Genomic DNA, 25513 nt, shown 5'->3' on the forward strand with positions numbered 1-25513 from the left:
TCGGACGGAATGTCGATTGACGCGCGGCCAGCGTACCCGCACACTGGTGACCATGCCTCGAATCGATTCGAAGCGCCCTGTCCTCCGTCGGATCGAATCGATTCGAGGAGGTGCTGCGCACACTCCGTCCCTGTCCCGCGCCCGCTGGGCCCTCCTCGGCATCTTCGCGCTCAACGGCGTCATGATGTCGAGCTGGCTCGCGCGCATCCCCTCGGTGCGTGACGCGCTCTCGCTCACCCCCGCCGACCTCGGCGTCGTGCTGCTCGCCGGCGCCGTCGGGGCGCTCGCGACCGTCACCGCCGCCGGGCCGTTCGTCACCCGGTTCGGCGGCCGGATCGCGTTCGCCGTCTCCGCCGTCCTGTTCGGCGGCGCGTTCCTCCTGCTCGGCCTCGGTCCCGCGACCGGCTCTGTCGCGCTCCTCGCCGCGGGCATCTTCCTCAACGGCATGGCGTTCGCGCTCGGCAACGTGCCCATGAACGTCGAGAGCGCCGGGATCGAGCGGCGCATCGGGCGCACGATCCTCCCGCAGTTCCATGCGGCGTTCTCCGTCGGCGCCGTGATCGGGTCGCTGGTCGGCGCCGCGTGCGCGCACGCCGGGGTGCCCGTCCTCGCGCAATTCACGGTCACTGGCGCGGTCGCCCTCGTGTGGCGCCTCGTGGCGATCCCCGCGACCGTGCACGACACGGCCGTCGTCCGCCGGCCGCGCGGCGCCGGAACCGCACCGGAGCACGCGCCCGCTGCCCTGGAGTCGCTCGGGGACGCCGTCGTGGACGTCGAGACCGCCGGCCTGCGCGCCCGCCTGGCGCGCCGCGGCGCCCGGCTCGGCGCCGCCCTGGGCGCGTGGCGCGAGCCGCGCACGCTCCTCATCGGCCTCGTCATCCTGTCCGCCGCGCTCTCGGAGGGGTCGGCCAACGACTGGCTGTCGCTCGCCGTCGTCGACGGCTTCGCGCAGACCGAGGCCGTCGGCGCGGTGGTGTTCGGCACGTTCGTCGCCGCGATGACCGTCATGCGCCTCCTGGGCACCCGGCTGATCGACCGGTTCGGGCGCGTCGCCGTGCTCCGCGCCTCGGGCGTCACGTCGATCGTCGGGCTCGTCCTCTTCGGGTTCGCGCCGACGCTCACGCTCGCCGGGGTCGGCGTCGTGCTGTGGGGGTTCGGTGCCGCGCTGGCCGTGCCCGTCGGCATCGCGGCGGCCTCGGACGAGCCGCTGCGCGCCGCAGGCCGCGTGTCCGTCGTCTCGGCGTTCTCGTCGATGGCGTCGCTCGCCGCCCCGCCGCTCCTCGGCCTCGCGGCCGAGGCCATGGGGGCGCGCCACGCCCTCGTCCTCATCGTCGCCGCGATGGTCCTCAGCGTCCTCCTCGCGCGCCAGGTGGCGCCGCTGCGCACCCCGGCCGCGCTCGCCGCCCGCCGGGCGGGGGAGGATGGAGCGGTGCCCGACGCCGCCTCCGCCCCGGACCTGACCCCCGCCCCGGGTGCTCCGTCCCCTGAGGCCAGAGCGACCGGCGCCCCCGGGCACGACGCGCCCGAGGCCACGGCGCACGACGCCCGCCCGACGCGCGTGCGCCGGCGCACCGACGTCCGCCACGGGCGCCGTCGTCCCCACCGATCCCCCCACCGCCGCGAGGAGACCTCCGCATGACCGCCCCGTCCCTGCCCGCGCCCGCACGCGCCGTCGCGCTCGCCGCGTGGGCCGTCTTCGCGGTGTTCTTCCTCAACGGCTTCAACTTCGCGACCTGGGCGTCGCGGCTGCCCGCCGTGCGCGACGAGCTCGGGTTCGCCGAGTCCCAGATGGGTCTTCTGCTGCTCTTCATGGCCGTCGGCTCGTTGCTCGCGCTCCCGTTGTCCGGGCTCGTGGTCCAGCGGCTCGGCGCGGCGCGCGCCGTCGTGATCTTCGCGACCATCAACACCGCGGGCCTCGTGACGACCGCGTTCGCCGTCTCCGAGGGGGCCGACTGGGTCGTGCGCGTCGGGCTGTTCGTCACCGGGATCGGCACCGGGGTGTGGGACGCCGCGATGAACCTCGAGGGCGCCGCCGTCGAGCAGCGCCTGGGCCGCGCGATCATGCCGCGGTTCCACGCCGGGTTCTCGTTCGGCACGATGGCGGGCGCGGGCCTGGGCGCCGTGGCCGCGGCCGCCCACGTGCCGGTGCAGTGGCACCTCGCCGCCGCCGTGGCCGTGAGCCTGCTCGCCGTCCTGTGGTGCGTGCGGCTCTTCCTCCCGGCAGGCAGGGTGGACGACGGCGGGACGCGGCACGCGGACGACTCCGGCGGTGCCGACCCAGCCACCGCCGTCCCCGTCCACGGGCCCGGCGACGACCGGTCGCGCGGCGCCCGGTCGGCGCTGTCGGCGTGGACCGAGCCGCGCACGCTGCTCATCGGTCTCGTCGTCCTCGCCGCGGCGCTCACCGAGGGCGCGGCGAACGACTGGGTGAGCCTCGCCGTCGTCGACGGGTTCGGGACGGACAACGCCATGGGCGCCGTCGGGCTCGCCGTGTTCCTCACGGCGATGACCGGCATGCGGCTGCTCGGGACCGGCCTGCTCGACCGCTACGGGCGGATCGCCGTCCTGCGCGGCTCCGCGGGGCTCGCGCTCGCCGGGCTGCTGCTGTTCGGGCTCGCCCCGAACCTGTGGCTCGCCCTCGTCGGCGTCGTCCTGTGGGGCATGGGCGCGGCGCTCGGGTTCCCCGTCGGGATGAGCGCGGCGTCGGACGACCCGCAGCGCGCCGCGGTGCGCGTGAGCGTCGTCGCGACCATCGGCTACTCGGCGTTCTTCATGGGGCCGCCGCTCATCGGGTTCCTCGCCCACGAGGTCGGGTACCGGTCCGCGCTGCTCGTCATCGCGATCCCGGTCGTCGTCGGTCTCCTCGTCGTCGGCGCGGCGCGGCCGCTCCCGACGGCCGCCGGAGGAGCGGGCGACCGGGCCGCCGACGACGGCGCCCGTCCCGGCGCGGACGACGCCGCGTCGACCGTCGACCGCCCGAACTAGGCTGTCCGGGTGACCTGCGAACCCGCCGCGCCCCGCGTCGTCGACCCGGCGACCGCCACCGCGACCGCACCCGGCCTGCGTCCCGACTCCGTCGGCGACCCGACGCTCGCCGAGCTGACGACGCTCCGCGTCGGCGGCCCGGCGGACCGCTACGTCGAGGTCCACGACGAGGCCGAGCTGATCGCCACGGTCCGCGCCGCCGACGACGCGGGCGAGCCGCTCCTGGTGCTGGGCGGCGGGTCGAACCTGCTCGTCGCGGACGAGGGGTTCGGGGGCGTCGTCGTGCGCGACCTGCGCCAGGGCGTGACGGTCGACGCGCAGGACTCGTGCGGCGGCGCGAGCTTCACGGCCCCCGCGGGCCAGGACTGGGACGCGCTCGTGGCGCGCGCCGTCGCGGAGGAGTGGGTCGGCGTCGAGGCGCTGTCGGGCATCCCCGGCACGGTCGGCGCGGCGCCGGTCCAGAACATCGGGGCGTACGGCCAGGAGGTCGCGGGCGTCGTCTCGACCGTTCGCGTGTGGGACCGCGTGCGCGGCCGCGTGCGCACGCTCGCGCTCGGCGAGCTGGGCTTCGGCTACCGCACGTCGGTGCTCAAGCGGTCGATGCACGTGGGGGCGGGTGATGCCGGTACCGACGGCGACGCGTCGGGCCCGTGGTACCCGTCGCCGCGCTGGGTCGTCCTCGAGGTCGGCTTCCAGACCCGGCTCGGCTCGCTGTCCGCACCCGTCGCCTACCCGGAGCTGGCGCGCCGCCTCGGCGTCGAGGTGGGGGAGCGTGCGCCGATGGCGGACGTGCGCGAGGCCGTCCTCGCGCTGCGCGCGGGAAAGGGCATGCTGCTCGACGGCGACCCTGCGGCTCCCGACTACGACCGCTGGAGCGCGGGCTCGTTCTTCACGAACCCCGTCGTGCCCGCCGACCAGGCGGACCTGCTGCCGGCGGAGGCGCCCCGCTACCCGGTGCGGTCCGCGACCCCGAGCCGGACGACGGGCCCGAGCCTCGGCGAGGTCGACCCGACGCTCGTCAAGACGTCCGCGGCGTGGCTCATCGAGCACGCCGGCTTCGGCAAGGGTTTCGGCGTCCACGGCGCGTCGAGCCCGGCGACGCTCTCGACGCGTCACACGCTCGCGCTGACGAACCGCGGCGGGGCGAGCGCCGCCGACGTGCTGGAGCTCGCGCGCGCGGTCCGGGACGGCGTGCTCGACGCCTTCGGTGTCGAGCTCGTCCCGGAGCCGGTCCTCGTCGGGGCCTCGCTGTAGTCGCGTCTCCGCACGGGCAGGGTCAGTAGACGACGACCGTCGTCCCGGGCGGGGCGCCCCACGTGTCCCAGATCCAGTTCATGGCGCTGTTCGCCACGCGGATGCACCCGTGCGACGCCGGCCACGGCGGGATGGAACCCGAACCGTGCACCGCGATGCCGCCGGTGAAGAACTTGGGCCGCCACATGCTGCCGAGCTCGAGGCTCGACTCGTAGTTCGCGTCGACCTGCCGGCCCACCTGGAACGTCCCCGTCGGGGTGCCGGCCCGGTACGACCGGCCCTTCGCCTCGAACCGCTCCCCGTTGCCCGACGACGCGTTGATCACGGTCACGACCCTGCCGTCCTCGACGGCGAGGAGGAGCTGGCGGTCGAGGTCGATCTCGATGACCTTCCCCGACCCGGTCTGCGCCTGCGGCCGCACGCCATGGTCGAGGGCGGCCTGCGTGGCGGGCCCGACGACGCCGTCGCGCGAGATGCCTGCGGCCTTCTGCAGCGCCCACACGGCCTGCTGGGTCCCGGGCCCGAAGTCGCCGTCGGGCGCGCCGATGAAGTAGCCGAGCTCCGCGAGCCGGGACTGGAGCGCGACGACCCGGTCGCCGTTCGCGCCGCGCTCGAGCTCGGCGGGCTCCGCGGGGGGCGGCGGCTCGGCGGCGGGCGGGGGAGTCGTCTCCGTCTCCGTCGGGGCCGGCGCCGGCGCCTCGGTGGGCGTGGGGGCCGGCTCCGGAGCCTCGGTGGGGGTCGGCTCGGCCGAGGGGGTCTCGCTCGGGGTCGTCGTCGGGGTGGCGTCGTCCGTCGTGGACGACGGCGCGGGCTCGCTCTCCGCGGTCGCCGACGGTGTGCGCGCGGGCTCCAGGTCGGGCAGCCCGGCCTGGCAGCCGGTGAGCACGAGCAGTCCGACGACGGTCGGCACGAGGGCGCGGAGCAGCCCGGCCCGCTGTCCGGCCGCGCGGGCAGGCGCAGCCGTCGCCGCTCTCGGCGCGTCGTGCCTCGTGGGTCCGTCCTCCACGTCTGTTCCCCCTCCGGTCTGCGCGGGAGCGGTCCCTCGTGCCGCCGCGCGTGGTGCGGAGACCCATCATGCGTCGCACGAGGACGTCCGGTCCGCGACCCGAGCGGGTGAACCGCGGATCGTGATGCTCTCGTGACGCTCGGCCTCGACGAGCGGGGTCCCGGTGGCGCGTGAGGTCTCCTCCCGGCACTCGTCGGTCGGGCGGTCGCGGGCCCGGGTTCAGCCCTCGTCCCGGTCCGGCTCGCGACCCAGGGCGGCGAGGACCAGCGCGAGGACCCTCTCGTCGCTCAGGCCCGACGCGCGCGCGGTCGCCACCAGGTCGCGTGCCGCGCGGCGGGCGTCCACGTCGTCGGCGGAGACTCCGTCGGACACCACGGTCCCTGCCCGACGGCGGGTGGTCACCACGGCCGACTCCTCGAGCTCGCGGTAGGCGCGCGCGACGGTCCCGGGCGCGAGACCGAGGTCCGTCGCGAGCGCGCGGATCGTGGGGAGCCGGTCGCCGGGGGCGAGCCGGCCCGCGGCGACGTGCGCGACGACCTGCGCTCGGATCTGCTCGTACGGCGCGACGCCGGACCCGAGGTCGATGCGGACCCGCAGCTCAGGCACCGGCGGGCGCTCCGTGCGGCGACGCGTGCCCGGAGACCGCGTCGGGATCCGGCGCGGCGCGCACCAGGACGGCGAGCGACGCGAGCGCGAGCAGCACCCCGACGACGGCGAGGACGACGGCGCCCGGATAGCCCACCCGTGCCGCGGCGTTCCCCCCGAAGAACAGCATCCCCGCCGCAGTGAGCGCCAGAGCGAGCTGCACGCCTCGCAGCACCCGGTGGGCGGACAGGCGGCGCAGGGCGAGGTCCCAGGCCGGTCCCACGAGCGCCACGGCGGGCCGCCGGGCGACGAGCCGCAGGACCCCCTCCGACGCGCCGACGAGGACCACGGCTCCCAGGGCGAGCCACACCCCGTAGAAGGCGCCGGGGTACGGGCCGGCCGTCGACGTGACGTCGCCCGCCACACGCGTCACCGACCGGCCGTCGTCCCCAGCGGTCAGACCACCGACCGCGGCGAGGACCACGACGCCCGCGGCGAGCGCCCACGTGAGGCGCCGCAGGCCGGCGGGCGCGACGTCGGCCACGGTGCGCGGCTGGAGGGACGCCGAGCGGACGACCGTCCGTTGCCGCGGCCACGTGCGTTCACCGAGCGCGTGCACCGCCAGGAACGCGGCGCCGACGAGCGCGGGGGTGAGGCCCAGGAGCACGCCCTCGGCGAGCCCGTCGACGACCGTCGTGGCCTGCGCCGCCAGCACGGCGGTGAGCACGCCCGCCGCGGCCGCGGATCCCGCGACGATGCCTGCGTGCCGCCGCGCGGCGCTCCGGACCGGGTCGTCGTCGGCGAGCGCGCGCAGCGAGGGCCCCGGTCCGGCGCCGCGAGCGAGCGCGCGGACGGCGAGCGCGACCGCCACGGCGACGCCCGCCAGGAGGAGGGCGACGATGATGCTCCACACGACGTCGTAGGCCGCGGGGACGAAGAGGTCCGCCGGCGCATTTTGTGCCAGAGTTTGTATCGGCATGCCGTGACGATCCCACCGCCGTGGCGACGTGTCAAGACGCCGGCGGCCCGGCCTTCTCGTCGGCGGATGAGAGCTCTCTCATCCGCGTCTCACGCGTGCCACACCGCCGTGGGGTGGCCTGTCCTCGTGACCGTGACCGCTCCCGCGACCCCCGGACCCGTCGCCCTCGACCAGCGCGCGTGGCTCGACCTGCTCACCACCCCGGCGGCCGCCGACCTCCTCGCGGTCGCCCTCGGCGCCGACGGCGCACGCCTCGGGGCGTGGAGCGTCGACCGCGTGCACGCCCGCCCGGGGGCCGAGGTGACGGTCGGGTACGAGGTCGCCGCCCGGCGCGACGTCCCCGCGTCGCCCGCCGTCACCGGGTCCGTCGCCGAGTCGGCCGAGTACCTGCTCGCGACGACGGCGGAGCTGCCGGACGACGTCGTCGCGCGCGGCGTGGTGCGCCTGGTCGACGGGCCGCGCGTCGTGCACGTGTGGCGGCACCCGGCCGACCCGATGCTCCCCGGGCTGACCGCCGCGTGCGACCCGGCGGAGCTCACCCGACGTCTGCGCGCCGCCGGGCACCCTGCGGACGTCGAGTCCGTCGAGATCGTCACCTACCGGCCGCTGCGTCGCGCGGTCCTGCGGGCCCGCACCACGCGCGGCACCGTCTACGTCAAGGTCGTGCGCCCCGACCGGGTCCGTCCCCTCGTGCGTCGGCACGTCCTGCTCGGCGGCTCTGGCCGGGCGCCGGGCGTGGTCGTCGCGCCGCGCTGCCTGTCGTGGTCGGCCGACGGGGTCGTCGTGCTCCGGGAGGAGAGCGGGCGGTCCCTCGCCCAGCACCTGGCTGCGACCACTCCCGGCCACCGCGCGACCGCGATCGACCCGCTCACCCTGCTGCGGGCGCTCGACGAGCTGCCCTCCGCCGCGACCACCCTCACGCGCCGCCCGGCCTGGGCCGAGCGCGTCGAGCGGTACGCGGGGACGGCCGTCGAGGTGCACGGGCTCGACGCCGCGCGCACCGGCCGCGTCGCGGCCGCGGTCCGCGCGGCCGGTGACCGCGGGCTCGGCCCGGTCGTGGCGACGCACGGCGACTTCCACGCCGCGAACATCCTGCTCGACGGCGAGGCCGCCCCCACTGACGTGCGCGAGCAGGGTGCGGCAGCCGTCGGCGGTCGCGTCGGCGTCCTGCTCGACGTCGACACCCTGGGGCCCGGGCACCGCGTGGACGACCTGGCGTGCGTCGTCGCGCACCTCGCCGTGCTGCCCTCGCTGTCCGCGGCCGACTACGCGGGGGTCGACGGGCTCGTCGACCGCTGCCTCGCCGTGTTCGACGCCGTGGTCGACCCGGCCGCGCTGCGCCTCCGGGCGGCGGGCGTCGTGCTGTCCCTCGCCTCGGGGGCGGCCACGCAAGAGCTGGCCGAGGCCTGGCTCGCGGTCGCCGAGGACCTCGTCGACCGGGCGCTCGCGGTCGACGGCCCTGCCCTCCCGTTCCCTGAGAGGTCTCTCATCGACGGCTCCTCGCCGTCTCACGTCCCGTCGGAAGACTCATGTTCAGACGCAGCCGGCAGGTTGCGCGCACCACGACACGAAGGAGAAGGATCATGAAGGCTCGCAGCGCATGGATCGTGACGGGCGCTCTCGGCGCGGTCGGTCTCGGCGCGACCGTCGCCACGGCGCAGGGCGCGTTCGACGCCCCGGACGCGGCCGTCGTCTCGCCGGCGGTCCAGGTCGACGCGTCGACCCCCGCGTCGCCCACGACGACGAGCACGCCGAGCCCGAGCGCCGTCCAGAACGGGTCGTCGGTCACCACGGTCACCGCGAACACCGCACCTTCGGCTCAGACGGCGAACACGGCTCCGTCGGCTCAGACGGCGAACACGGCTCCGTCGGCGAGCACCGCCCCGACAGCCGACACCGCGAACACCGCCCCGACGGCGAACACGGCGAACACGCCGGCCACCGCCCCGACCGCGGACACGGCAGTCACGCCCCCGACCCCGCAGTCGGCCGACTGACCGACCGCCGAGAGAGCGACGCCCGGCCGCCCACCCCGTGGGACGGCCGGGCGTCGCTCTCTCGGCCGGTGGTCGCTGTCTCGCGGCGCGGCGCTCGCTGGGACGGCGAACGGTGGGGCGGTGGGACGCGCAGGTCAGCGGGACGCGTCGGCGAGCCGGTAGCCCATGCCGCGGACGGTGACGAAGTGCTCGGCACCGAGCTTGTTGCGCAGGTAGCGCACGTACACGTCGACGACGTTCGAACCGGGGTCGAAGTCGTAGCCCCACACGCGCGACAGCAGCTGCTCACGGCTGAGCACCTGGCCGGGGTTGCGCAGGAACGCCTCGGCGAGCGCGAACTCGCGCGCCGAGAGGTCCACCTCGCGCTCGGCGGTCCGTGCGCGCCGCGTGCGCAGGTCGAGGCTGAGCGACCCGTGGCTCAGGACCGTGACCTCGCCCGCCGGCTCGGTCCGCAGCCGCAGCCGGATCCGCGCGAGGAGCTCCTCGAACCGGAACGGCTTGGCCATGTAGTCGTCGGCGCCGCCCTCGAGCCCCGCGACGGTGTCGTTCACCGAGGTCCGTGCCGTGAGGATGATGACCGGGATCGCGTTGCCCGTCTCGCGGAGCCGGCGCAGCACCGTGAAGCCGTCCTGGTCCGGCAGGCCGAGGTCGAGCACGAGGAGCGCGAAGTCCCCCGTGCTGGCGAGGTCGAACGCCTCGCGCCCGGTCGCGACCGTCGTGCTCGCGTAGCCCGCGGAACGCAGGCCCTTCGCGACGAACGACGCGATGCGGGTCTCGTCCTCGGCCACGAGGATCTGGCTCACGGGGCGGTCCTTCCGTCGGGGTGGGTCGGTGCGCCGGTGTCGTCGCCGGGCAGCAGCGGGGTGGTGGCCGTCGGTGCGGTGGGCGCGGTGGCGGCCGTGGCCGCGTGCCCCGACGTCGCGGTGCCCGACGTCGCGGTGCCCGACGTCGCGGTGCCCGACGTCGCGGTGCCCGACGTCGCCGTGCCCGGGGTCGCCGCCGGGAGGTCGAGCGAGAACGTGGACCCGACGCCCGGCGTCGATGCGACGGCCGCGCGCCCGCCGTGCCCCTCGGCGATCGCGCTGACGATCGCGAGCCCGAGCCCGGCCCCGTCGGGGCGCTCGCGGCCCGCGGGCGCCGGGGCCTGGGCGAACCGTTCGAAGATGCGACCGACCTGGTCGGGCGGGATGCCGACCCCTTCGTCCCGCACCCACAGGCGCAGGCGCGCCCCGTCGTCGGACACCGCGGACCCGATCGCGACGACCGACCCGGGGGCGGAGAACTTCACGGCGTTCGCCGCGAGCTGCAGGAGCGCCTGCGTGATCCGTTGCGCGTCGACGGGGGCGACGACGTCCGCGCGCGCGTCGACGAGCCAGCGCCGGTCGCCGAGCGTGCGGACCTTGTCGAGCACGTCGTCGGTGAGGCGCCCGACGTCGGTCGCCGCCGGGCGCACGAAGTCGGGTCGGCCGACGGTCGCGAGCGTCACGAGGTCGTCCACGAGGCGGTTCATGCGGTCGAGCTCGTCGAGCGTGAGGTCGCGCGTCTCCCGCGCGTCCTGCGGGTCGTGGGGGTCCATGAGCTCGAGGTGCCCGCGGACCACGGTGAGCGGAGTGCGCAGCTCGTGCCCGACGTCGTCGAGCAGCCGGCGCTGGGACTCGAACGACGTCTCGAGGCGGTCGAGCATGCCGTTGACCGTCCGTGACAGGTGCGACAGGTCGTCGTTGCCGGTGACGGGGATGCGTGCGGTGAGGTCGGTGTCGCCGATGGCTTGCGCGGTGCGGGCGAGGACCCGGATCGGCCGCAGGAGCCGTCCGGCGACGACCCAGCCCACCACCCCGGTGAGCACGAGCGCCCCGAGCGCGACGAGCGCGTAGGTGCCGAAGACGCGCGTGAGCTCGGCGTGCTCCGCCGTGCGGTCGTAGGCGAGCACGAGGGCGGCGGGCTCGGCCGCGGTCCCGGGGGAGTCGGCCGACCCGGTCGCCCCCGCCACGGTGACCGGGGCGACGAGCACGCGGTAGTCCGCCGTGGCGGTCATGACTGAGCGCAGCACGTTCAGCTCGCCGTCCACGAACGGCGCGACGGCGGCGAGCAGCTCGGCGTCGTCCTCGAGGTGCACCTGGACGTCCTGCTGCGAGACGAGCGGCGCCCGGTCGGCCCGCAGACCGATGATGCCCTCGTTGCGGCCGGGGACGACGAGCTGGATCGCGGCGACGACCACGTCCTCGGACGACGTGAACGGCTCGCCCGTCACCGGGTTCACGCCCGAGGCGCCGAGGGTCTTCAGCTCGACCGCGCTCCGCCGGAGGCTCTCGTCGAGTCGCGTGTCGACCTGCCCGCGCTGCAGCAGCCATGCGGCGCCACCGGCGACCACCAGCGCGAGCGCGGACAGCGCGAGGAACGCCGCGAGCATGCGCGTCCGGACGGTCAGCCCGAAGCGGTGCCGTTCGCCCTCGACGCCGGCGGCGTCGACGGGCCGCGGCCGACGCGCCATCAGTCGTCCCCCGGGGTGTCGTCGTCATCGGGGCCGTCGTCGCCGTCGTCGCCGTCGTCGCCGTCGTCGTCATCATCGTCGTCGTCGGACGACGGCGGCGCGGGGGCCACCGGGGCGACGTCGCCTCCCGGCTCCGTCGGCACGGTCTCGCGGGGCGTCGGGTCCGGCTCGCCCTGCCCGGGGCCGGACGGGGCGGTCGGGGCGGGGGAGGGCGTCACGACCACGGCCGGGCCCACCTCCCGGTCGTCCGGCCGGGCGGACAGCGCCGACGCGGCGGCACCCCCGGCGAGCAGGAGGAGGAGTGCGCCGACGATCCAGGCGACGGTCCGGCGGGTCATGGGCCCAGTATCCGAGAGGCTCATGAGACGCACATGAGAACCCCCGCTCGGGTCGGCCCGTCGGCCCGAGCGTGTCAGGAGCCCGCGAGCCAGTCGTCCACGCCGGCGAGGAGGCGCGCCCGCGTCGCCTGCGAGGCCCGGCTCGCCCGGATCGACGAGCGCGCCAGGTCGGCGAGCTCGTCGTCGGAGAACCCGTGCTCGTCCCGTGCCGTCTCGTACTGGGCGACGAGGCGCGACCCGAAGAGCAACGGGTCGTCCGCCCCGAGCGCGACGCGCGCGCCCGCGTCGACGAGCGCTCCCAGCGGGACCTGGGCCGCGTCGTCGTACACGCCCAGCGAGACGTTCGACGCCGGGCAGACCTCGAGCGCGATGCCGCGGTCCACGACGTCGTCGAGGACCCGCCGGTCCTCCGCGGACCGGACGCCGTGACCGAGCCGGTCGGGGACGAGGGCCTCGACGACCTCGTGCACGTGCGCGGGCCCGAGCAGCTCGCCGCCGTGCGGCACGGACGCGAGCCCCGCCCGCCGGGCGATCGCGAACGCGCGCGCGAACTCCGCCGTGTCGCCGCGGCGCTCGTCGTTGCTCAGCCCGAACCCGACCACCTCGCCAGGCCCCTCGCCCGCGTACTGCGCCGCGAGCCGCGCGAGCGTGCGCGCGTCGAGCGGGTGGCGCATGCGCGACGCCGCGACGACCACCGCGACCTCCGTCCCGGTCTCGGCGCTCGCGGACCGGGCGGCGTCGAGCACGATCTCGACCGCGGGGGTGATCCCCCCGACGAACGGCGCGTACGACGTCGGGTCGACCTGGATCTCGAGCCGCCCCGAGCCCTCGGCGGCGTCGTCCTGCGCCGCCTCGAGCACGATGCGGCGCATGTCGGCCTCCGAGCGCACGCACGCGCGCGCGGCGTCGTACAGACGCTGGAAGCGGAACCACCCGCGCTCGGTGGCGGGCAGGCGGAGCGGGTCCCCGTCGAGGAGCGCGTGGGGGAGCCGGACCCCGTACCCCGCGGCGAGCTCGCGCAGGGTCTCGAGGCGCATCGACCCCGTGAAGTGCAGGTGCAGGTGGGCCTTGGGGAGCGTCGCGAGGTCTCGCACACGCCGGAGTCTGTCACGGGTCGCGGCGCCTGGCAGGGCCGTGACGTCGGCCGACGGTCAGGTGGTCGTCAGGTAGCCCCGGTCCATCGCGACGGTCACCGCGGCCGTCCTGTCGTCCACGCCGAGCTTCGCGAACGCGCGCAGCAGGTGCGTCTTGACCGTCGCCTCGGCGATGAAGAGCTCCTTGCCCACCGCCGCGTTCGACAGCCCGCGCGCGACGAGCCGCAGCACCTCGGTCTCGCGGTCCGTGAGCCGGTCGCCGCGGACGGAGGTCACGAGCCGGGTCGCGACGCTCGGCGCGAGCACCGTCTGCCCGCGCGCCGCGGCGCGCACGCCCGCGACGAGCTCCTCGCGCGGCGTGTCCTTGAGGAGGTACCCCGTCGCCCCCGCCTCGACCGCCCGCAGGATGTCCGTGTCCGTCTCGTACGTCGTGAGCACGACGACGCGTGGCGCAGCCCCGCCCGCTGGCCCACCGTTCGCCGGGGCCCGCCGCCCGGGCGCGCCCGACGCGGCGAGGATCGCCGCCGTCGCGCCCACGCCGTCGAGCACGGGCATGCGCAGGTCCATGAGCACGACGTCGGGTGCGAGCTCTTCCGCGAGCGTCACCGCCTGCTCACCGTCGCCCGCCTCGCCGACGACCTCCAGGTCCGGCTCCGCCGCGAGCATCCCGACGAGCCCCGACCGGACCACGGGGTGGTCGTCGACCACGAGGACGCGCACGGGCACGACCCGCACGGGGGCGCTCATGCCGCACCGTCCGTCACGCCCGTCGGCGTGGTCGTGTCCCCGGCTGCCGCGGGGGACACGTCCGTGCGCCGAGCCGTCGCACCGCTGCTCGGCGGCGCCGTGCTCGTCGTGGCACCGTCGCTCGACGGCGTCGTGCTCGCCGGCGCGGTCCGGGAGGACCGGGCGGTGCGCGGCAGCTCGACCACGACGACGGTCCCCCCGGTGTCGCCGGGCCCGAGGCGGACGGTCCCCCCGCCCGCGGCGACACGCTCGCGCATCCCGCGCAGCCCGTAGCCCTCGGTGAGGTCGGCGGGCAGGCCGTGACCGTCGTCGTGCACCGCGAGGCGCGTCACGGCCGGGTCCTGCGTGAGCTCGACCCGCACCGAGCGCGCGCCCGCATGGCGGCGCACGTTCGCGAGCGACTCCTGGGCCGAGCGCAGCAGCACGACCTCGTCGGCGCTGGAGAGGCCGACGACGCCGTCGAGCCGCGTCCGGACGGCGACGCCGGACTCCGCGCCGAACCGTTCGGCGAGCCGCCCGATCGCGTCCGCGAGCGTGCCGCCCGCCTCCAGCGGCACGGGACCGGTCGCCGCGACGAGCGCGCGCGCCTCGGCGAGGTTCTCGCGGGCCGTGGCCTCGACCAGCGCGAGGCGCTCGGCCGCCGCGTCGTCCGCCTCCCTGTCGAGGTCGGCCCGTGCGGCCTGGGCCAGCATGACGATGCTCGTGAAGCCCTGGGCGAGCGTGTCGTGGATCTCCCGAGCCACCCGCTCGCGCTCCGCCGCGACGCCCTCCTGGTGGTGCGAGCGCGCGAGCTCGGCCTGCGTCGCACGGAGCTCGTCCACGAGCCGTGCGTGCCGCTCCGACTGGCGCATGGTGTGGGCGGTCCACAGGCCCAGACCGATCGAGAACGCGAGCGCCACCCCCATCTGCGGTGCCGTGCCCGCGAGCGCGGACGCGTCGACCCCGCCGACCTCGGGGTCCCACGCGAGCGCGACCGCGGTGCCGCCCGCCAGCACGACGCACAGCACGACCTGCACCCACAGGTGCTCGGACATCATCCAGATCTGCGTGAAGGTCGCGAACAGCAGCAGGGTGCCGAGCGTGTCCTGGGCGGCGACGACGATCGTCGCCGCGACGGCCACGACCAGGTAGAGGTGAGCGGCCACCTGGTCGCGCGTGCGCGCTGCGCGCCGCCCCCAGGCCACGTACGCGACGATCATCGTGGCGATCGCCGCGAGCGCCACGACGAGGGCCGTCCCGTGCACCGGCGCGGTGAACAGCGCGACGCCGCTCAGGCCGACGATGAGGTAGTACGCGACGTCCCACCAGCGCACGTCCCGCGCCCAGGTGCCGTCGAGCTGTGCCGTCGCGGTCCCCTGTGCCCCGGACGGGTCAGCCGTCGTCACGACGACGCCACCGGAACGTGCGCGCGCCCACGACGAGACCCACCACCAGCCATGCGACCAGTACAGCAGCCGTGGCGCCGTGCTGCCACGACCCCGACGGCTCGAGCGACGCCGCCTCCTCGGGCAGGAACACCGAGCGCATGCCCTGGGCCATCCACTTGAGCGGGAACACCGACGCGACGGACTGCATCCACGTCGGCAGCGCGAAGAACGCGAAGAACACGCCGGAGATGAACTGCAGCACGAGGACGACGGGCGTGACGACCGCCGTCGCGGACTTCCCCGAGCGGGGGAGCGACGAGAACGCGACGCCGCACACCGCGCCGGCGGCGCAGCCCAGGACGAAGACCCAGAGGAACGTGGCGACGCGCTCCGCGCCGTCGGGCATGGTCCACGGCATGGGGACGTCGAACGCGAACGCGGCGAGCGCGAGCAGCAGCGCGGTCTGCACGACCGACGTCGCGAGCACGAGCCCGACCTTGCCGTAGAAGTACGCCGTCGCCGGCAGGGGCGTCGAGCGGAGCCGCTTGAGCGTGCCGTCGTCGCGCTCGACCGCGATCGAGATGGCGAGCGACTGGAAGCTCGTGAGCATGACGCCCGTCGCCACCATCCCCGGCAGGAAGTACTGCGCGAACGGGACGCCGTAGCCGTCCATGCCCTGGTCCTGGCCGTCGAAGACCGACGCGAAGATCGCCAGCATGATGACCGGGTACGTGAAGATGAAGATCACCGCGTCGCGCTCGCGGAAGAACGCGCGCAGCTCTGCGCCGGTGCGTGCGAGGCCCAGCCGGGCGGCGCTCGGGAGCGCGGGGGCAGGCGCCGCCGCGCGCGTCGCGGTCGTGGTCGGAGCGGTCACGGTCGTGCCTCCTCGGGGACGGGCGCGGACGCCCGGTGGGTCGGGACGTGCGGGGTGGCGGGGCCGTCGTGCGGTGCCGCCGGGGCGGCGGCGTCCGCCGGTGCGCCGATGAGCTGGAGATACACGTCCTCGAGGCTCGGGCGGGTCACCGAGAGGCCGGGCACCTCGCCGTCCGGGTCGCCGAGACGGGCCGCGAGGGCCGTGACGAGCGCCGTGGGGGACGCGGAGCGCTCGGTGCGCCATCCGCCGTCGAACCAGCGGACCACGGGACGTCGCGCCTCCGGCCCGCCGAGACGGTCCGGGGCGTCGAGGGCGACGACGCGGCCGTCGCGCACGACGGCGGCCCGGTCGGCCAGGTGCGCGGCCTCGTCGAGGTAGTGGGTCGTCAGCACGATCGTCGTGCCGCCGTCGCGCAGCGACAGGACGAGGTCCCAGAACGAGCGCCGTGCCTGCGGGTCGAACCCGGTGGTCGGCTCGTCGAGGAACAGCAGCTCGGGCCGGCCCACGATCCCGAGCGCGACGTCGAGCCGGCGACGCTGGCCGCCGGAGAGCTGACGCGTGCGCGTGCGGGCCTTCGGCCGGAGCCCGACGGCGTCGATCACCTCGTCGGGGTCGCGGGGCGCCGGGTAGAACGTGGCGAAGTGCTGCACGAGCTCGGCGACGGTCAGCTCCGACTGGTCGCGCGAGTCCTGGAGCACGACGCCGAGGCGTGCCCGCCACGCCCGGCCCGCCGACTGCGGGTCCTCGCCCAGCACGCGGACCTCGCCCGCGTCGCGGCGGCGGAAGCCCTCGAGGATCTCGACCGTCGTCGTCTTTCCCGCGCCGTTGGGCCCGAGGACCGCGAAGATCTCGCCGCGCTCGACGCGCAGGTCGACCCCGTCGACGGCCTGCTTGCTGCCGTAGCGCTTGCGCAGGCCGCGCACGTCGACCGCCGGTGCGGTCGTCCCACCTGATGTCCTGTCCATGCCCTCAGCCTCCTCGGCAGGGGCGTGGCACCGCGACGACCGTTCGTCCGGACCTGGCGTCCACCGGTCGGTGGACAGGTCGGTGCCCCGGGTGATCGGGTGGTTCGACCAGGCGCCCGGTGTCGCGTACAGTATTCCTTCGGTGGTTGACGCCCACCATGCTGAGCCGCGCCTCGACGTCCGACGTCGGGCCACGGGGGAGGCAGGAGGGTGTCGGTCGCGAAGGGTAGTGGCGCAATTGGTAGCGCAGCGGTCTCCAAAACCGCAGGTTGCAGGTTCGAGTCCTGTCTACCCTGCACAGCACCTCCCCCTCGGGGGTCGTGCGTGGTCCGAGAACGGGCTGCACGAGAGGTTCCAGCAGGTCCGGGGCACGTCCCGTACGTCAGCGATGGGGTAGATCAGTGAGCGAATCGCCGTCAGAGGCCGTGGGTGCGGACGGCGCACGCGCCGACGAGGTGACGAAGGGCCGTCCCGTCAAGGACAAGAAGCCCAACCTCTTCGCCCGTATCGCCCTCTTCGTGCGCCAGGTGGTCGCCGAGCTCCGCAAGGTCGTCACGCCGACGCGGTCCGAGCTGATCACGTACACCACGGTCGTCCTGGTCTTCGTGGCCGTCGTCATGGCCTTCGTGACGGTGCTCGACCTCGGGATCGGCCAGGCCGTCCTGTGGGTCTTCGGGGACTAGCAGGCCACGACGCACCCGACGTGCCGGTCTTTCGGCACCTGGCGCCCCTCGGGGCGCCGTCGGCGCTTCCAGCAGCAGTCCTTCCCAGAAGTCATCGAAGCCGGTCAGCAGAAAGCAGGTTCGTTCGTGTCCCAGGAGTCGCTGGACCAGACGGAGAACGTCGACCCGACGCAGCCCGAGGGTGCCCAGGACGAGGTCGACCAGACCACGGACGCGCCCGAGGTCGAGGAGACCGACGAGCTCGTGGAGAGCGACGAGCTCGAGACCGCCGACGAGGACGACGAGCCCGGTGCGACCGAGGCTGACGATGTCGACGATGCCGGCGACGTCGAGGACGAGCGCCCGTCCGACGAGGACGGCGACGTCATCGAGGACCCGGTCGCGGAGTTCAAGCGCGCGCTGCGCACGCAGCCCGGTGACTGGTACGTCATCCACTCGTACGCCGGCTACGAGAACCGTGTGAAGGCCAACCTGGAGAACCGCATCCAGAGCCTGAACATGGAGGACTACATCTTCCAGATCGAGGTCCCGATGGAGGAGGTGGCCGAGATCAAGAACGCGCAGAAGAAGATCGTGCGTCGTGTCCGCATCCCCGGCTACGTCCTCGTGCGCATGGACCTCACCGACGAGTCGTGGGGCGCGGTGCGTCACACGCCCGGCGTCACCGGCTTCGTCGGCCACACCCACCAGCCCGTGCCGCTGACGCTCGACGAGGTCTTCTCGATGCTCGCGTCGACGCTGGCACCCGCGCAGGAGCCCGGGAAGCCGATGCCCGCCGCGGCCAAGGCCCCGATCGAGGTCGACTTCACGGTCGGCGAGTCCGTCACCGTCACCGACGGTCCGTTCGACACGCTGCCCGCGACGATCTCCGAGATCAACGTCGAGAACCAGAAGCTCAAGGTGCTCGTCTCCATCTTCGGCCGGGAGACCCCGGTCGAGCTGTCGTTCAACCAGGTCGCCAAGATCTGACACCCAGGCACGCAGCCTGGCGCGGCACGTCGTGCCGCGTGGACGCAGTACTGCAACCGGGTCATCGCCCACGGCGTCGGCCCACGAGATAGAAGGACAGGGAAGACTCATGCCTCCCAAGAAGAAGGTCTCCGGCCTCATCAAGCTCCAGATCCAGGCCGGTGCGGCGACGCCCGCCCCGCCGATCGGCCCCGCGCTCGGTCAGCACGGCGTGAACATCATGGAGTTCTGCAAGGCCTACAACGCGGCCACCGAGTCGCAGCGCGGCAACGTGATCCCGGTCGAGATCACCGTCTACGAGGACCGCTCGTTCACCTTCGTGACGAAGACCCCGCCGGCCGCGGAGCTCATCAAGAAGGCCGCGGGCGTCCAGAAGGGCTCGGCGACGCCGCACACCACCAAGGTCGCGAAGCTGACCGCGGACCAGGTGCGCGAGATCGCCCAGACCAAGCTCGAGGACCTCAACGCGAACGACCTCGACGCCGCGTCGAAGATCATCGCCGGCACGGCCCGCTCGATGGGCATCACCGTCGAGGGCTGACGCCCTCGAATCTCCCCCGCCTCGGCTTCGTCGAAGCGGGGGAGACCGACGTCCGTCCGCGACCCGCGGGCGGCAGTGGCAGGGTCCGCGCGGACCCGCTGACCACGACTGCAGAAGGAGAAGCAGCATGGCAACGCGCAGCAAGGCGTACCGCAACGCCGAGGAGAAGATCGACCGGGAGCGTCTGTACGCCCCGCTCGAGGCGATCCGTCTCGCCAAGGAGACGTCGACCGTCAAGTACGACGCGACCGTCGAGGTCGTCTTCCGCCTGGGTGTCGACCCGCGCAAGGCGGACCAGATGGTCCGCGGCACGGTGAACCTCCCGAACGGCACGGGCAAGACGGCCCGCGTCATCGTCTTCGCGAACGCGGCGAAGGCCGAGGAGGCCCGCGCGGCCGGTGCCGACGAGGTCGGCGGCGACGAGCTCATCGAGAAGGTGGCCGCCGGCTACACCGACTTCGACGCCGCGGTCGCGACGCCGGACCTCATGGGCAAGGTCGGTCGCCTGGGCAAGGTGCTGGGTCCCCGTGGCCTCATGCCGAACCCGAAGACCGGCACCGTGACGATGGACGTGACCAAGGCCGTCACCGACATCAAGGGCGGCAAGATCGAGTTCCGCGTCGACAAGCACTCGAACCTGCACTTCATCATCGGCAAGGTCTCGTTCGACGAGAAGGCGCTGGTGGAGAACTACGCGGCGGCGATCGAAGAGGTCCTGCGCCTCAAGCCGTCGTCGTCGAAGGGCCGGTACATCACCAAGGCCACGCTGACGACGACGATGGGCCCGGGCATCCCGCTCGACCAGTCCAAGACGACGAAGCTCCTCGAGGACGACGCGGCCTGACGGCAGCGTCCCTCGTCGCGACCGGGCTCAGCCCGGCGCACCACGCCGACGGCGCGGCTCCCCTCCGGGGGGCCGCGCCGTCGGCGTCTTCGCGCGCTGCGGTCGGCCGAACGATGCACCGCCGCTCGAGTGATGCACGCAGACGTGCACCGCTCGAGCGGGAGTGCATCGCTGGGTGATGCGCTCCGACGTCAGCAGGCGCCGAGGTCGCGCCAGACGCCCCACTGCCCGCTCTGGGCCGGGTTCTCGTTCGTCGTCCACCACTTCGCCTCGTACGTACGGCCCTGGTGCGCGACGCGGTTCCCTCCCGTGTAGACCGCGGACGCCGACCACGCCGGTGCGGTGCAGTCGCCCGGGTCGGTCGGGTCGGTCGGGTCGGTCGGATCCGTCGGGTCGGTCGGATCTGTGGGGTCCGTGGGGTCGGTGGGGCCGCTCGCGAGCCGGCCGCCGATGACGTCCGCGACCTCGTAGCCGTTCGTCTTGTCCCAGTTGATCGACCACGTCATGACGCCGCCGATCTTCCCGTACGGCGTCGCGGGCCGGAACGCGCCGCAGCCGGTCCCGACCTCGAGGCAGTCGACGGCCTTCACGACGTTCGCGAGCGACTGGTACCCGCCACCCGCGGCGCGGGGGACGGCCGGGACCCCGATCCCGACCTGGTCCGGCCGGAGCCCCATCTCGAGCTGGATGCACGACAGCGCGGTGAGGAAGTCGACCGTTCCCTGGCTGTACACCTTCTGGTCGCAGCCCATCATCGTGCCGGAGTTGTAGTACTGCGTGTTGACGATCGTGAGGATGTCCTTGATCGCGAGGGTGAGCTGGTAGTAGCCCATGCTCGTCGCCTGGTAGTCGATGGTCTGCGGCGCCATCGTGATGATCAGGTCAGGTCCTGCCTTGGCGGCGAGCTGGCGCAGCGCGCTCGCCATGTACGTCGCGTTGATGCCGTGCTCGAGGTCGATGTCGACGCCGTCGAACCCGTACCTCTGCATGAGCGCCCAGGTCGTGTCGGCGAAGTTCTTCGCCTCCGTGGCGTTCGAGACGACGACGTTCCCGCGCTCGCCGCCGACGGAGATCACGACCTTGCGGTCCTGGGACCTGATCGTCGCGACGTCGGCCGTGAACTGCGCCTCGGTGTACCCGCCCAATTCCGCGCTCGCCAGGTTGAACGTGATGCCGCCGGGCGTCCCGGCCAGGTTGTCCGCGAACGCGATCGCGACGAGGTTGTACGCCTGCGGGATCTCGGACAGGCGCATCGTCACGGAGCCGTTGTCGAAGTTGTGCCAGTAGCCGGTGAGCCACTGCGTGCCCGACGGCGCGGCGGCCGCCGGTGCGATCGCCGTCGGGCTGTTCGCGGGGGCCGCGGGTGCGGCCGTGGCAGGGGCGACGGTCAGCGCGCCGGCTGCGGCGAGGGCTACGGCGGTCGCGGCGGTGGCGAGCGCGCGCAGCGCCCGTCCTGCCCCGTGCCGGTGGCCGGCGGTCGAGTGGGTTCTCACGGTGGTGCTCCTCGGGTCTCGGGCGCGCGCGACGTCGCCACGCGCCGACCCGCCTCGTCGACGGGTCGACTCGACGCTAGGAGGCCGCGGCGCCGTGCGGCATGAGGGATCTCCCGCGACTTCCCGCCGGCCGGCTACGGGAGAACGCGTACACGCGGCTCGCCCCCGCCTCACGGATGGTGCCCGTGGAGGCCGGGGGGGCGGGGCGGCCGGTGGTCGCCGTGGGGGACGGCGTGCTCCCCGGCCTCGGTGGCACCGAGCCCGAACGTCGCGACCGTCGACACGAGGATCGCGCCGGCGAAGAGAGCGGCGAGTGCGCCAGCGGTCCGCAGGCCGCCGGCGGGGCCCGAGCGCGCGGCGGTGTCCGCTCCTGGGCCGCCAGGGTGCTGCGACCCGGACGGTCCGTCGGGGACGGAGGTGCCGTCCCGCCCGGAGGCGGCGCGCGTCAGGACGCCCAGCATCCCGGCGCCCGCGAGCTGGAGCACGGACGCCGCGGTGACCGTCGGCCCGAGGGTTCCGCCGCCCGAGACGGCGAGCGCCGCCTGGGCGACGCTCCCCGCGACGAGCGCGCCGATCCCGACCCGCCCGAGCGTCGTCGGACCGAGGCCTCGCGGGCGGGCGTCGGCGAGCGCGAGGAGCGCGGTCACGACCTCGGTCACGCCCAGCCCGAGCGCGAGGAACCCGGCGGGCGCCGGGAACGTCCCTCGGACGAGCCCGAGGTTGACGACGCCGGCGCCCAGCAGCGCGAAGCCCACGAGGGCACGGAGCAGGGGAGTGCGGCCGGTCACGCCGTCGCGGCGTGGGACGCGACCTGCTTGTCCGCCGCCAGGCCCACGCCGAGGAGGAGGATGGCGCTGCCGAGGTGCAGCACGTTGTCCGCGCCGTTGAGCGCGATGATGTTGGCCGCCGTCCCGACGAGGAACAGGCCGACCACGCCCACCAGCAGGTAGACGGCACCGATCGTCACGTTGACCGTCCTTGCCGCGGAGACCGAGCGCGAGGCGAGCAGCAGCGCGGTGCCGATGCCAAGGTGCACGACGTTGTGCAACGGGTTCACCTCGAACAGCAGCAGGTTCTCGCCCTCCGTGGCGGCGATGCCGACGCCGGACGTCACGACGAAGCCGGCGAGGCCCACGAGCAGGTAGACGGCGCCGAACACGGCGGCGAGGAGACGGTTCGGGGACGAGGACATGGTGCGTACCCACCTTCGATGTCGTGGCGCGGGCCGGTCCCGCGCACGGACGGGGTTCGGACCCGCTGCGCCGCCGGATGGGTGACGGCGGCAACCGGGCCGGGAAGAACCTGTGGGCAAACTGGGCACCATCGGATGTATCAGGCGCTCCACGCGTCCCTCTCGTCCGGGTGCAGGGGTGTACCAGCACCCCGCGCAGCCGGTTGCCGCTCACCACGGAGGAGAACGATGAGCCCCCACCCGCGCGAGCACGGAGGGTCGTGACCAGTGACGATGGTTGTCGAGCCCGATGAGTTCGCCGTACCATCAGGCGTCCCGGCGGAACCCCCGCCGTCGGCTGATCGCACGAGCGAGCCGAGGACAGAGCCGCCGATGACGAGAACGACCGAAGATCTCGCCGACACCGGTCAACCGGAGCCCAGCCTCGGGGACCGGGGAGCGTTCGCGCTCCTCGAGTACCGTGACGGGCGGCCTCAGGCCCTGGGCGACTTCGTCCGTGAGGCGACGCCGCTTCTCTGGCACACCGTCCGTGCGCAGGGTGTCGACCGCGAGAAAGCCGACGACGTCGTGCAGACCGTGTGGGTGGCTCTCGTCCGCAACGCGATGACCATCAAGGAACCGCACGCCGTGCTCAAGTGGCTGCTCATCACGGCCAAGCGCGCGGCGTGGGAGACGGTGCGCAAGCACCGTGACGACGCGCGACGCCGCACCGAGCTGCCCGACGACACCGACGAGGGCGTGCCCGAGCTCCCGTCGGGCGACCCGACGCCGGACGTCGAGGTGCTGCGCAACGAGCGGGACCGCGGGCTCTGGCGAGCCCTCGACCAGCTTCCGGACCGGTGCCAGAAGCTGCTGCGTCTCGTCTCCCTGGCCGACCGGCCCGACTACAAGGCCATCTCGGCCGCGATCGGCATGCCGGTCGGCAGCATCGGCTCCACGCGCGGCCGCTGCCTCGCCAAGCTGCGCGACATCATCGACGACCAGGGGGAATCGTGGGAAACATCATGAGCGCCGAGTCCAAGCACAGCCCCGACGAGCCCCTGGACGCGGTCGACGTCGCGCTCCTCGCCGACCTCGCGCGCATCGCGAACGAGCTCGACCCCGTACCCGCGGGTCTTGTCGACCGGTCCCTGTTCGCCATCACGCTCGCCGGCCTCGAGGCCGAGGTCATGGAGCTGGAGTACGTCCAGGCTCCCGCGATGTCGGTGCGCGGTGACGCGCCGCCCGTCGAGGCGCGGACGATCACCTTCACGTCCGAGTCCGTGACGGTGATGATCTCGCTGTCGCCCGCCGAGGGCGGGCGTGTGCGCATCGACGGCTGGGCCGCCCCGGCGACGGCGCTGCGCGTCGAGCTGCACCGGCCCGGGTCGGTGACCGAGACTGCGAGCGACGACGACGGCCGCTTCGTCTTCGACGCCGTCGACCGTGGCCCCGCGAGCCTCGTCGTCCGCCGTGCCGACGGCACCGGCGGCGCCGTGAGCACGCCGGTCATCGAGCTGTAGGCCCGTTCGTCGCTGTGCGGCGCGACGGCGCGTCGTGCCGTGCCCTCTTCCGTCCTGATCACCGAAAGGCCATCTCGTGAGCGAGTCCCCTCAAGCTGTCCCCCTGCGCGTTCTCGACCATGCCCGCGGCTGGCGCCCCGTCCGCGAGCTCGACCCCGCGCGTCAGCGACGGACCGAGGGCCGTGTCGCCCCGACCCGGTTCGTCGGCGACCGGCTCATCCTGCGGACGTCGCCGGGCGACGAGCAGGACCCGCTCGTCGAGGCGCTGCGCGACCGGGCGAACCGGCGTGGACTGCGTCTCGTCGACGAGACGCTCACCCCCGCTCCGTCGAGGTCCCATACTCCACGAGTCGGCCTCGCCCTGTCCCTCGAGGCCGCTGATGGCGCGGACGTCGAGCCCGACGCCTGGGAGATCCTCGACGACGTGGCGGCAGATCTGGATGCCGAGGACCGCAAGCGGCTCGGGCTCGACCACGTCCTGTTCGCGCATCGTGGCGGCGTCGGATTCGGGACGACGGGGAGTCGACGCCCTGTCGATCGAGTCGGGCCGGCACCACATCGTGTGCTGGACGAGGGCCCGAACGCCTGGAGCGCGGCCGGTGACGTCGCTCGGCCGGTCGTGGCAGTCGTGGACACCGGGATTGGCGAGCACCCGTGGTTCGACGAGTCGGCCGGAGTGGTGATCCACGACGCCGAGGTGGACGGCGCCCCGATCGGGACCTATCCGCAGGACGAGCCGGCCCAGGCGGCGGAGATCGGCGGTCACCTCCACGGGTCCGACGCGCCGCTCGACCCCTTCGCGGGCCACGGGACCTTCATCGCCGGTGTGGTCCACCAGGTGTGCCCGGACGCGGCGATTCTCCCGGTCCGTGTCCTCTCCGGCGACGGGAGCGTCTCCGAGTGGGACCTCGCCCGGACGCTCGAGCGACTGCTCGAATACCACCTCCGAGCCCTCGGGGGAGACGCCGGAGCCGCCCCCGTCGACGTCGTCGTGCTCGCGGTCGGCTTCTATCCGGAGTCGATGGACGACGACGACTACGAGGGCATCCTGCGTGGGGTGCTGCGCGACCTGCGGCGCGAGGGCGTGCTGGTGGTCGTCTCGTCGGGCAACGACGGGTCGTCGCGCGCCGTCGTCCCGGCAGCGTGGGCCCCTCCCGTGCACCGCGCAGCGGGCGGTGCGACGCCCGCGGAACCGTCGGACCTCGACCCCGAGTACACGCCGCTGCTCGTGGTCGGCGCGAGCAACCCCAACGGAACGGTAGCGGACTTCAGCAACGACGGACCGTGGGTGACCTGCACCCGGCCCGGGGTCCAGGTCGTCAGCAGCATGCCGACGACGTTCGACGGCCCGCAGCTCCCGTGGCGCTGGACTGCCGACGGGCTCCGCGAGTCCCTCGACCCCGACGACTTCCGCGGAGGGTTCGGAGTATGGAGCGGGACTTCGTTCGCCGCGCCGGTGCTCGCCGGACAGCTCGCGAAGTCACTGCTCGCCGCCCGCGTCAGCGGAACCGCTCCCGGATCCCGGGTGCATGCGGCATGGGATGCTGTGCTTGGGACCGACGACCTCTTCGCGGAGTCGGTGCAGCCATAGTGCCCTGAAGCAGGAG

The 25513-nt window shown here is 74.3% G+C and carries 26 protein-coding genes and 1 tRNA gene; 13 read left to right on the forward strand and 14 right to left on the reverse strand.

Annotated elements, in window-relative coordinates; all coding sequences use genetic code 11:
• Positions 1–52: 52 nt before the first annotated feature.
• The 3 genes from V5D56_RS09220 (at position 53) to V5D56_RS09230 (ending at position 4239) form a co-directional block, all read left to right on the forward strand.
• The gene (locus V5D56_RS09220) at positions 53–1639 is read left to right on the forward strand and encodes an MFS transporter (RefSeq protein WP_435738735.1); all 1587 of its coding nucleotides are present in this window, start codon (positions 53–55) and stop codon (positions 1637–1639) included.
• Positions 1636–2985, forward strand: coding sequence for an MFS transporter (locus tag V5D56_RS09225; protein ID WP_435738736.1), 1350 nt, complete (start codon positions 1636–1638; stop codon positions 2983–2985). The genes V5D56_RS09220 and V5D56_RS09225 overlap by 4 nt, the downstream gene beginning before the upstream one ends.
• A 75-nt stretch (positions 2986–3060) precedes the next feature.
• Entirely contained in the window at positions 3061–4239 is a 1179-nt protein-coding gene (locus V5D56_RS09230) for a UDP-N-acetylmuramate dehydrogenase (RefSeq protein WP_435738991.1), read from the forward strand.
• 22 nt (positions 4240–4261) lie between these two features.
• Here the strand turns inward: V5D56_RS09230 and V5D56_RS09235 are convergent, their stop codons facing one another.
• From V5D56_RS09235 to V5D56_RS09245, 3 genes are all read right to left on the reverse strand, one after another.
• Complete coding sequence (locus V5D56_RS09235) at positions 4262–5245, reverse strand: L,D-transpeptidase family protein (RefSeq protein WP_435738737.1); 984 nt, start codon at positions 5243–5245, stop codon at positions 4262–4264.
• Between the two features lie 219 nt (positions 5246–5464).
• Positions 5465–5851, reverse strand: a complete 387-nt coding sequence (locus V5D56_RS09240; RefSeq protein ID WP_435738738.1) for a GntR family transcriptional regulator — start codon at positions 5849–5851, stop codon at positions 5465–5467.
• Positions 5844–6809: a hypothetical protein gene (locus V5D56_RS09245; protein WP_435738739.1), complete on the reverse strand. Its 966-nt coding sequence runs from the start codon at positions 6807–6809 to the stop codon at positions 5844–5846. The genes V5D56_RS09240 and V5D56_RS09245 overlap by 8 nt, the downstream gene beginning before the upstream one ends.
• Positions 6810–6935: 126 nt before the next feature.
• On the opposite strand from V5D56_RS09245, the gene V5D56_RS09250 reads away from it, so the two are divergent.
• Together V5D56_RS09250 and V5D56_RS09255 are read left to right on the forward strand one after the other, a co-directional pair.
• Complete coding sequence (locus V5D56_RS09250) at positions 6936–8396, forward strand: aminoglycoside phosphotransferase family protein (RefSeq protein WP_435738740.1); 1461 nt, start codon at positions 6936–6938, stop codon at positions 8394–8396.
• Entirely contained in the window at positions 8393–8806 is a 414-nt protein-coding gene (locus V5D56_RS09255; RefSeq protein WP_435738741.1) for a hypothetical protein, read from the forward strand. The genes V5D56_RS09250 and V5D56_RS09255 overlap by 4 nt, the downstream gene beginning before the upstream one ends.
• Before the next feature lie 134 nt (positions 8807–8940).
• Here the strand turns inward: V5D56_RS09255 and V5D56_RS09260 are convergent, their stop codons facing one another.
• The 8 genes from V5D56_RS09260 to V5D56_RS09295 form a co-directional block, all read right to left on the reverse strand.
• Positions 8941–9609: a response regulator transcription factor gene (locus V5D56_RS09260; RefSeq protein WP_435738742.1), complete on the reverse strand. Its 669-nt coding sequence runs from the start codon at positions 9607–9609 to the stop codon at positions 8941–8943.
• A complete protein-coding gene (locus V5D56_RS09265) occupies positions 9606–11297 on the reverse strand; it encodes a sensor histidine kinase (protein ID WP_435738743.1) in 1692 nt (563 codons plus the stop codon). The genes V5D56_RS09260 and V5D56_RS09265 overlap by 4 nt, the downstream gene beginning before the upstream one ends.
• On the reverse strand, positions 11297–11635 hold the full coding sequence (locus V5D56_RS09270; protein WP_435738744.1) for a hypothetical protein: 339 nt from the start codon (positions 11633–11635) through the stop codon (positions 11297–11299). The genes V5D56_RS09265 and V5D56_RS09270 overlap by 1 nt, the downstream gene beginning before the upstream one ends.
• A gap of 74 nt (positions 11636–11709) precedes the next feature.
• Positions 11710–12729 (reverse strand): adenosine deaminase, encoded by a 1020-nt coding sequence (locus V5D56_RS09275; RefSeq protein WP_435738745.1) that lies wholly within the window; start codon positions 12727–12729, stop codon positions 11710–11712.
• 57 nt (positions 12730–12786) lie between these two features.
• On the reverse strand, positions 12787–13476 hold the full coding sequence (locus tag V5D56_RS09280; protein WP_435738746.1) for a response regulator: 690 nt from the start codon (positions 13474–13476) through the stop codon (positions 12787–12789).
• Complete coding sequence (locus tag V5D56_RS09285) at positions 13473–14861, reverse strand: histidine kinase (RefSeq protein WP_435738747.1); 1389 nt, start codon at positions 14859–14861, stop codon at positions 13473–13475. The genes V5D56_RS09280 and V5D56_RS09285 overlap by 4 nt, the downstream gene beginning before the upstream one ends.
• The gene (locus V5D56_RS09290; protein WP_435738748.1) at positions 14848–15717 is read right to left on the reverse strand and encodes an ABC transporter permease; all 870 of its coding nucleotides are present in this window, start codon (positions 15715–15717) and stop codon (positions 14848–14850) included. Before V5D56_RS09290 ends, V5D56_RS09285 begins: the two co-directional genes overlap by 14 nt.
• Positions 15714–16682, reverse strand: a complete 969-nt coding sequence (locus V5D56_RS09295; protein WP_435738749.1) for an ABC transporter ATP-binding protein — start codon at positions 16680–16682, stop codon at positions 15714–15716. The genes V5D56_RS09290 and V5D56_RS09295 overlap by 4 nt, the downstream gene beginning before the upstream one ends.
• Before the next feature lie 223 nt (positions 16683–16905).
• Between V5D56_RS09295 and V5D56_RS09300 the strand changes: the two genes are divergently transcribed.
• From V5D56_RS09300 to rplA, 5 genes are all read left to right on the forward strand, one after another.
• Positions 16906–16978 (forward strand) — tRNA-Trp (locus V5D56_RS09300).
• A gap of 105 nt (positions 16979–17083) precedes the next feature.
• Positions 17084–17365 carry a preprotein translocase subunit SecE gene (gene secE, locus V5D56_RS09305; protein ID WP_435738750.1) on the forward strand — a complete coding sequence of 94 codons (282 nt, stop codon included), beginning with the start codon at positions 17084–17086 and terminating at the stop codon, positions 17363–17365.
• Positions 17366–17491: 126 nt separating this feature from the next.
• Positions 17492–18334 carry a transcription termination/antitermination protein NusG gene (nusG, locus tag V5D56_RS09310; RefSeq protein ID WP_435738751.1) on the forward strand — a complete coding sequence of 281 codons (843 nt, stop codon included), beginning with the start codon at positions 17492–17494 and terminating at the stop codon, positions 18332–18334.
• A gap of 109 nt (positions 18335–18443) precedes the next feature.
• Positions 18444–18875, forward strand: coding sequence for a 50S ribosomal protein L11 (gene rplK / locus V5D56_RS09315; RefSeq protein WP_435738752.1), 432 nt, complete (start codon positions 18444–18446; stop codon positions 18873–18875).
• A gap of 127 nt (positions 18876–19002) precedes the next feature.
• Positions 19003–19719: a 50S ribosomal protein L1 gene (gene rplA, locus V5D56_RS09320; protein ID WP_435738753.1), complete on the forward strand. Its 717-nt coding sequence runs from the start codon at positions 19003–19005 to the stop codon at positions 19717–19719.
• A 191-nt stretch (positions 19720–19910) separates the two neighbouring features.
• Here rplA and V5D56_RS09325 read toward each other — a convergent pair whose 3' ends face one another.
• The 3 genes from V5D56_RS09325 to V5D56_RS09335 all read right to left on the reverse strand — a co-directional run bounded on the left by V5D56_RS09325 (position 19911) and on the right by V5D56_RS09335 (position 22404).
• On the reverse strand, positions 19911–21212 hold the full coding sequence (locus V5D56_RS09325; protein ID WP_435738754.1) for a glycosyl hydrolase family 18 protein: 1302 nt from the start codon (positions 21210–21212) through the stop codon (positions 19911–19913).
• Between the two features lie 170 nt (positions 21213–21382).
• A complete protein-coding gene (locus V5D56_RS09330; protein ID WP_435738755.1) occupies positions 21383–22000 on the reverse strand; it encodes a hypothetical protein in 618 nt (205 codons plus the stop codon).
• Positions 21997–22404, reverse strand: coding sequence for a DUF4383 domain-containing protein (locus V5D56_RS09335; protein WP_435738756.1), 408 nt, complete (start codon positions 22402–22404; stop codon positions 21997–21999). Before V5D56_RS09335 ends, V5D56_RS09330 begins: the two co-directional genes overlap by 4 nt.
• 372 nt (positions 22405–22776) lie before the next feature.
• On the opposite strand from V5D56_RS09335, the gene V5D56_RS09340 reads away from it, so the two are divergent.
• The 3 genes from V5D56_RS09340 (at position 22777) to V5D56_RS09350 (ending at position 25497) form a co-directional block, all read left to right on the forward strand.
• Positions 22777–23412: an RNA polymerase sigma factor gene (locus V5D56_RS09340; protein WP_435738757.1), complete on the forward strand. Its 636-nt coding sequence runs from the start codon at positions 22777–22779 to the stop codon at positions 23410–23412.
• Positions 23409–23906 (forward strand): hypothetical protein, encoded by a 498-nt coding sequence (locus tag V5D56_RS09345; RefSeq protein ID WP_435738758.1) that lies wholly within the window; start codon positions 23409–23411, stop codon positions 23904–23906. The genes V5D56_RS09340 and V5D56_RS09345 overlap by 4 nt, the downstream gene beginning before the upstream one ends.
• Before the next feature lie 76 nt (positions 23907–23982).
• Complete coding sequence (locus V5D56_RS09350) at positions 23983–25497, forward strand: S8 family peptidase (RefSeq protein WP_435738759.1); 1515 nt, start codon at positions 23983–23985, stop codon at positions 25495–25497.
• The last annotated feature ends 16 nt before the right edge of the window (positions 25498–25513 follow it).

The organism is Cellulosimicrobium sp. PMB13, from assembly GCF_051294865.1.
GTDB lineage: Bacteria > Actinomycetota > Actinomycetes > Actinomycetales > Cellulomonadaceae > Cellulosimicrobium.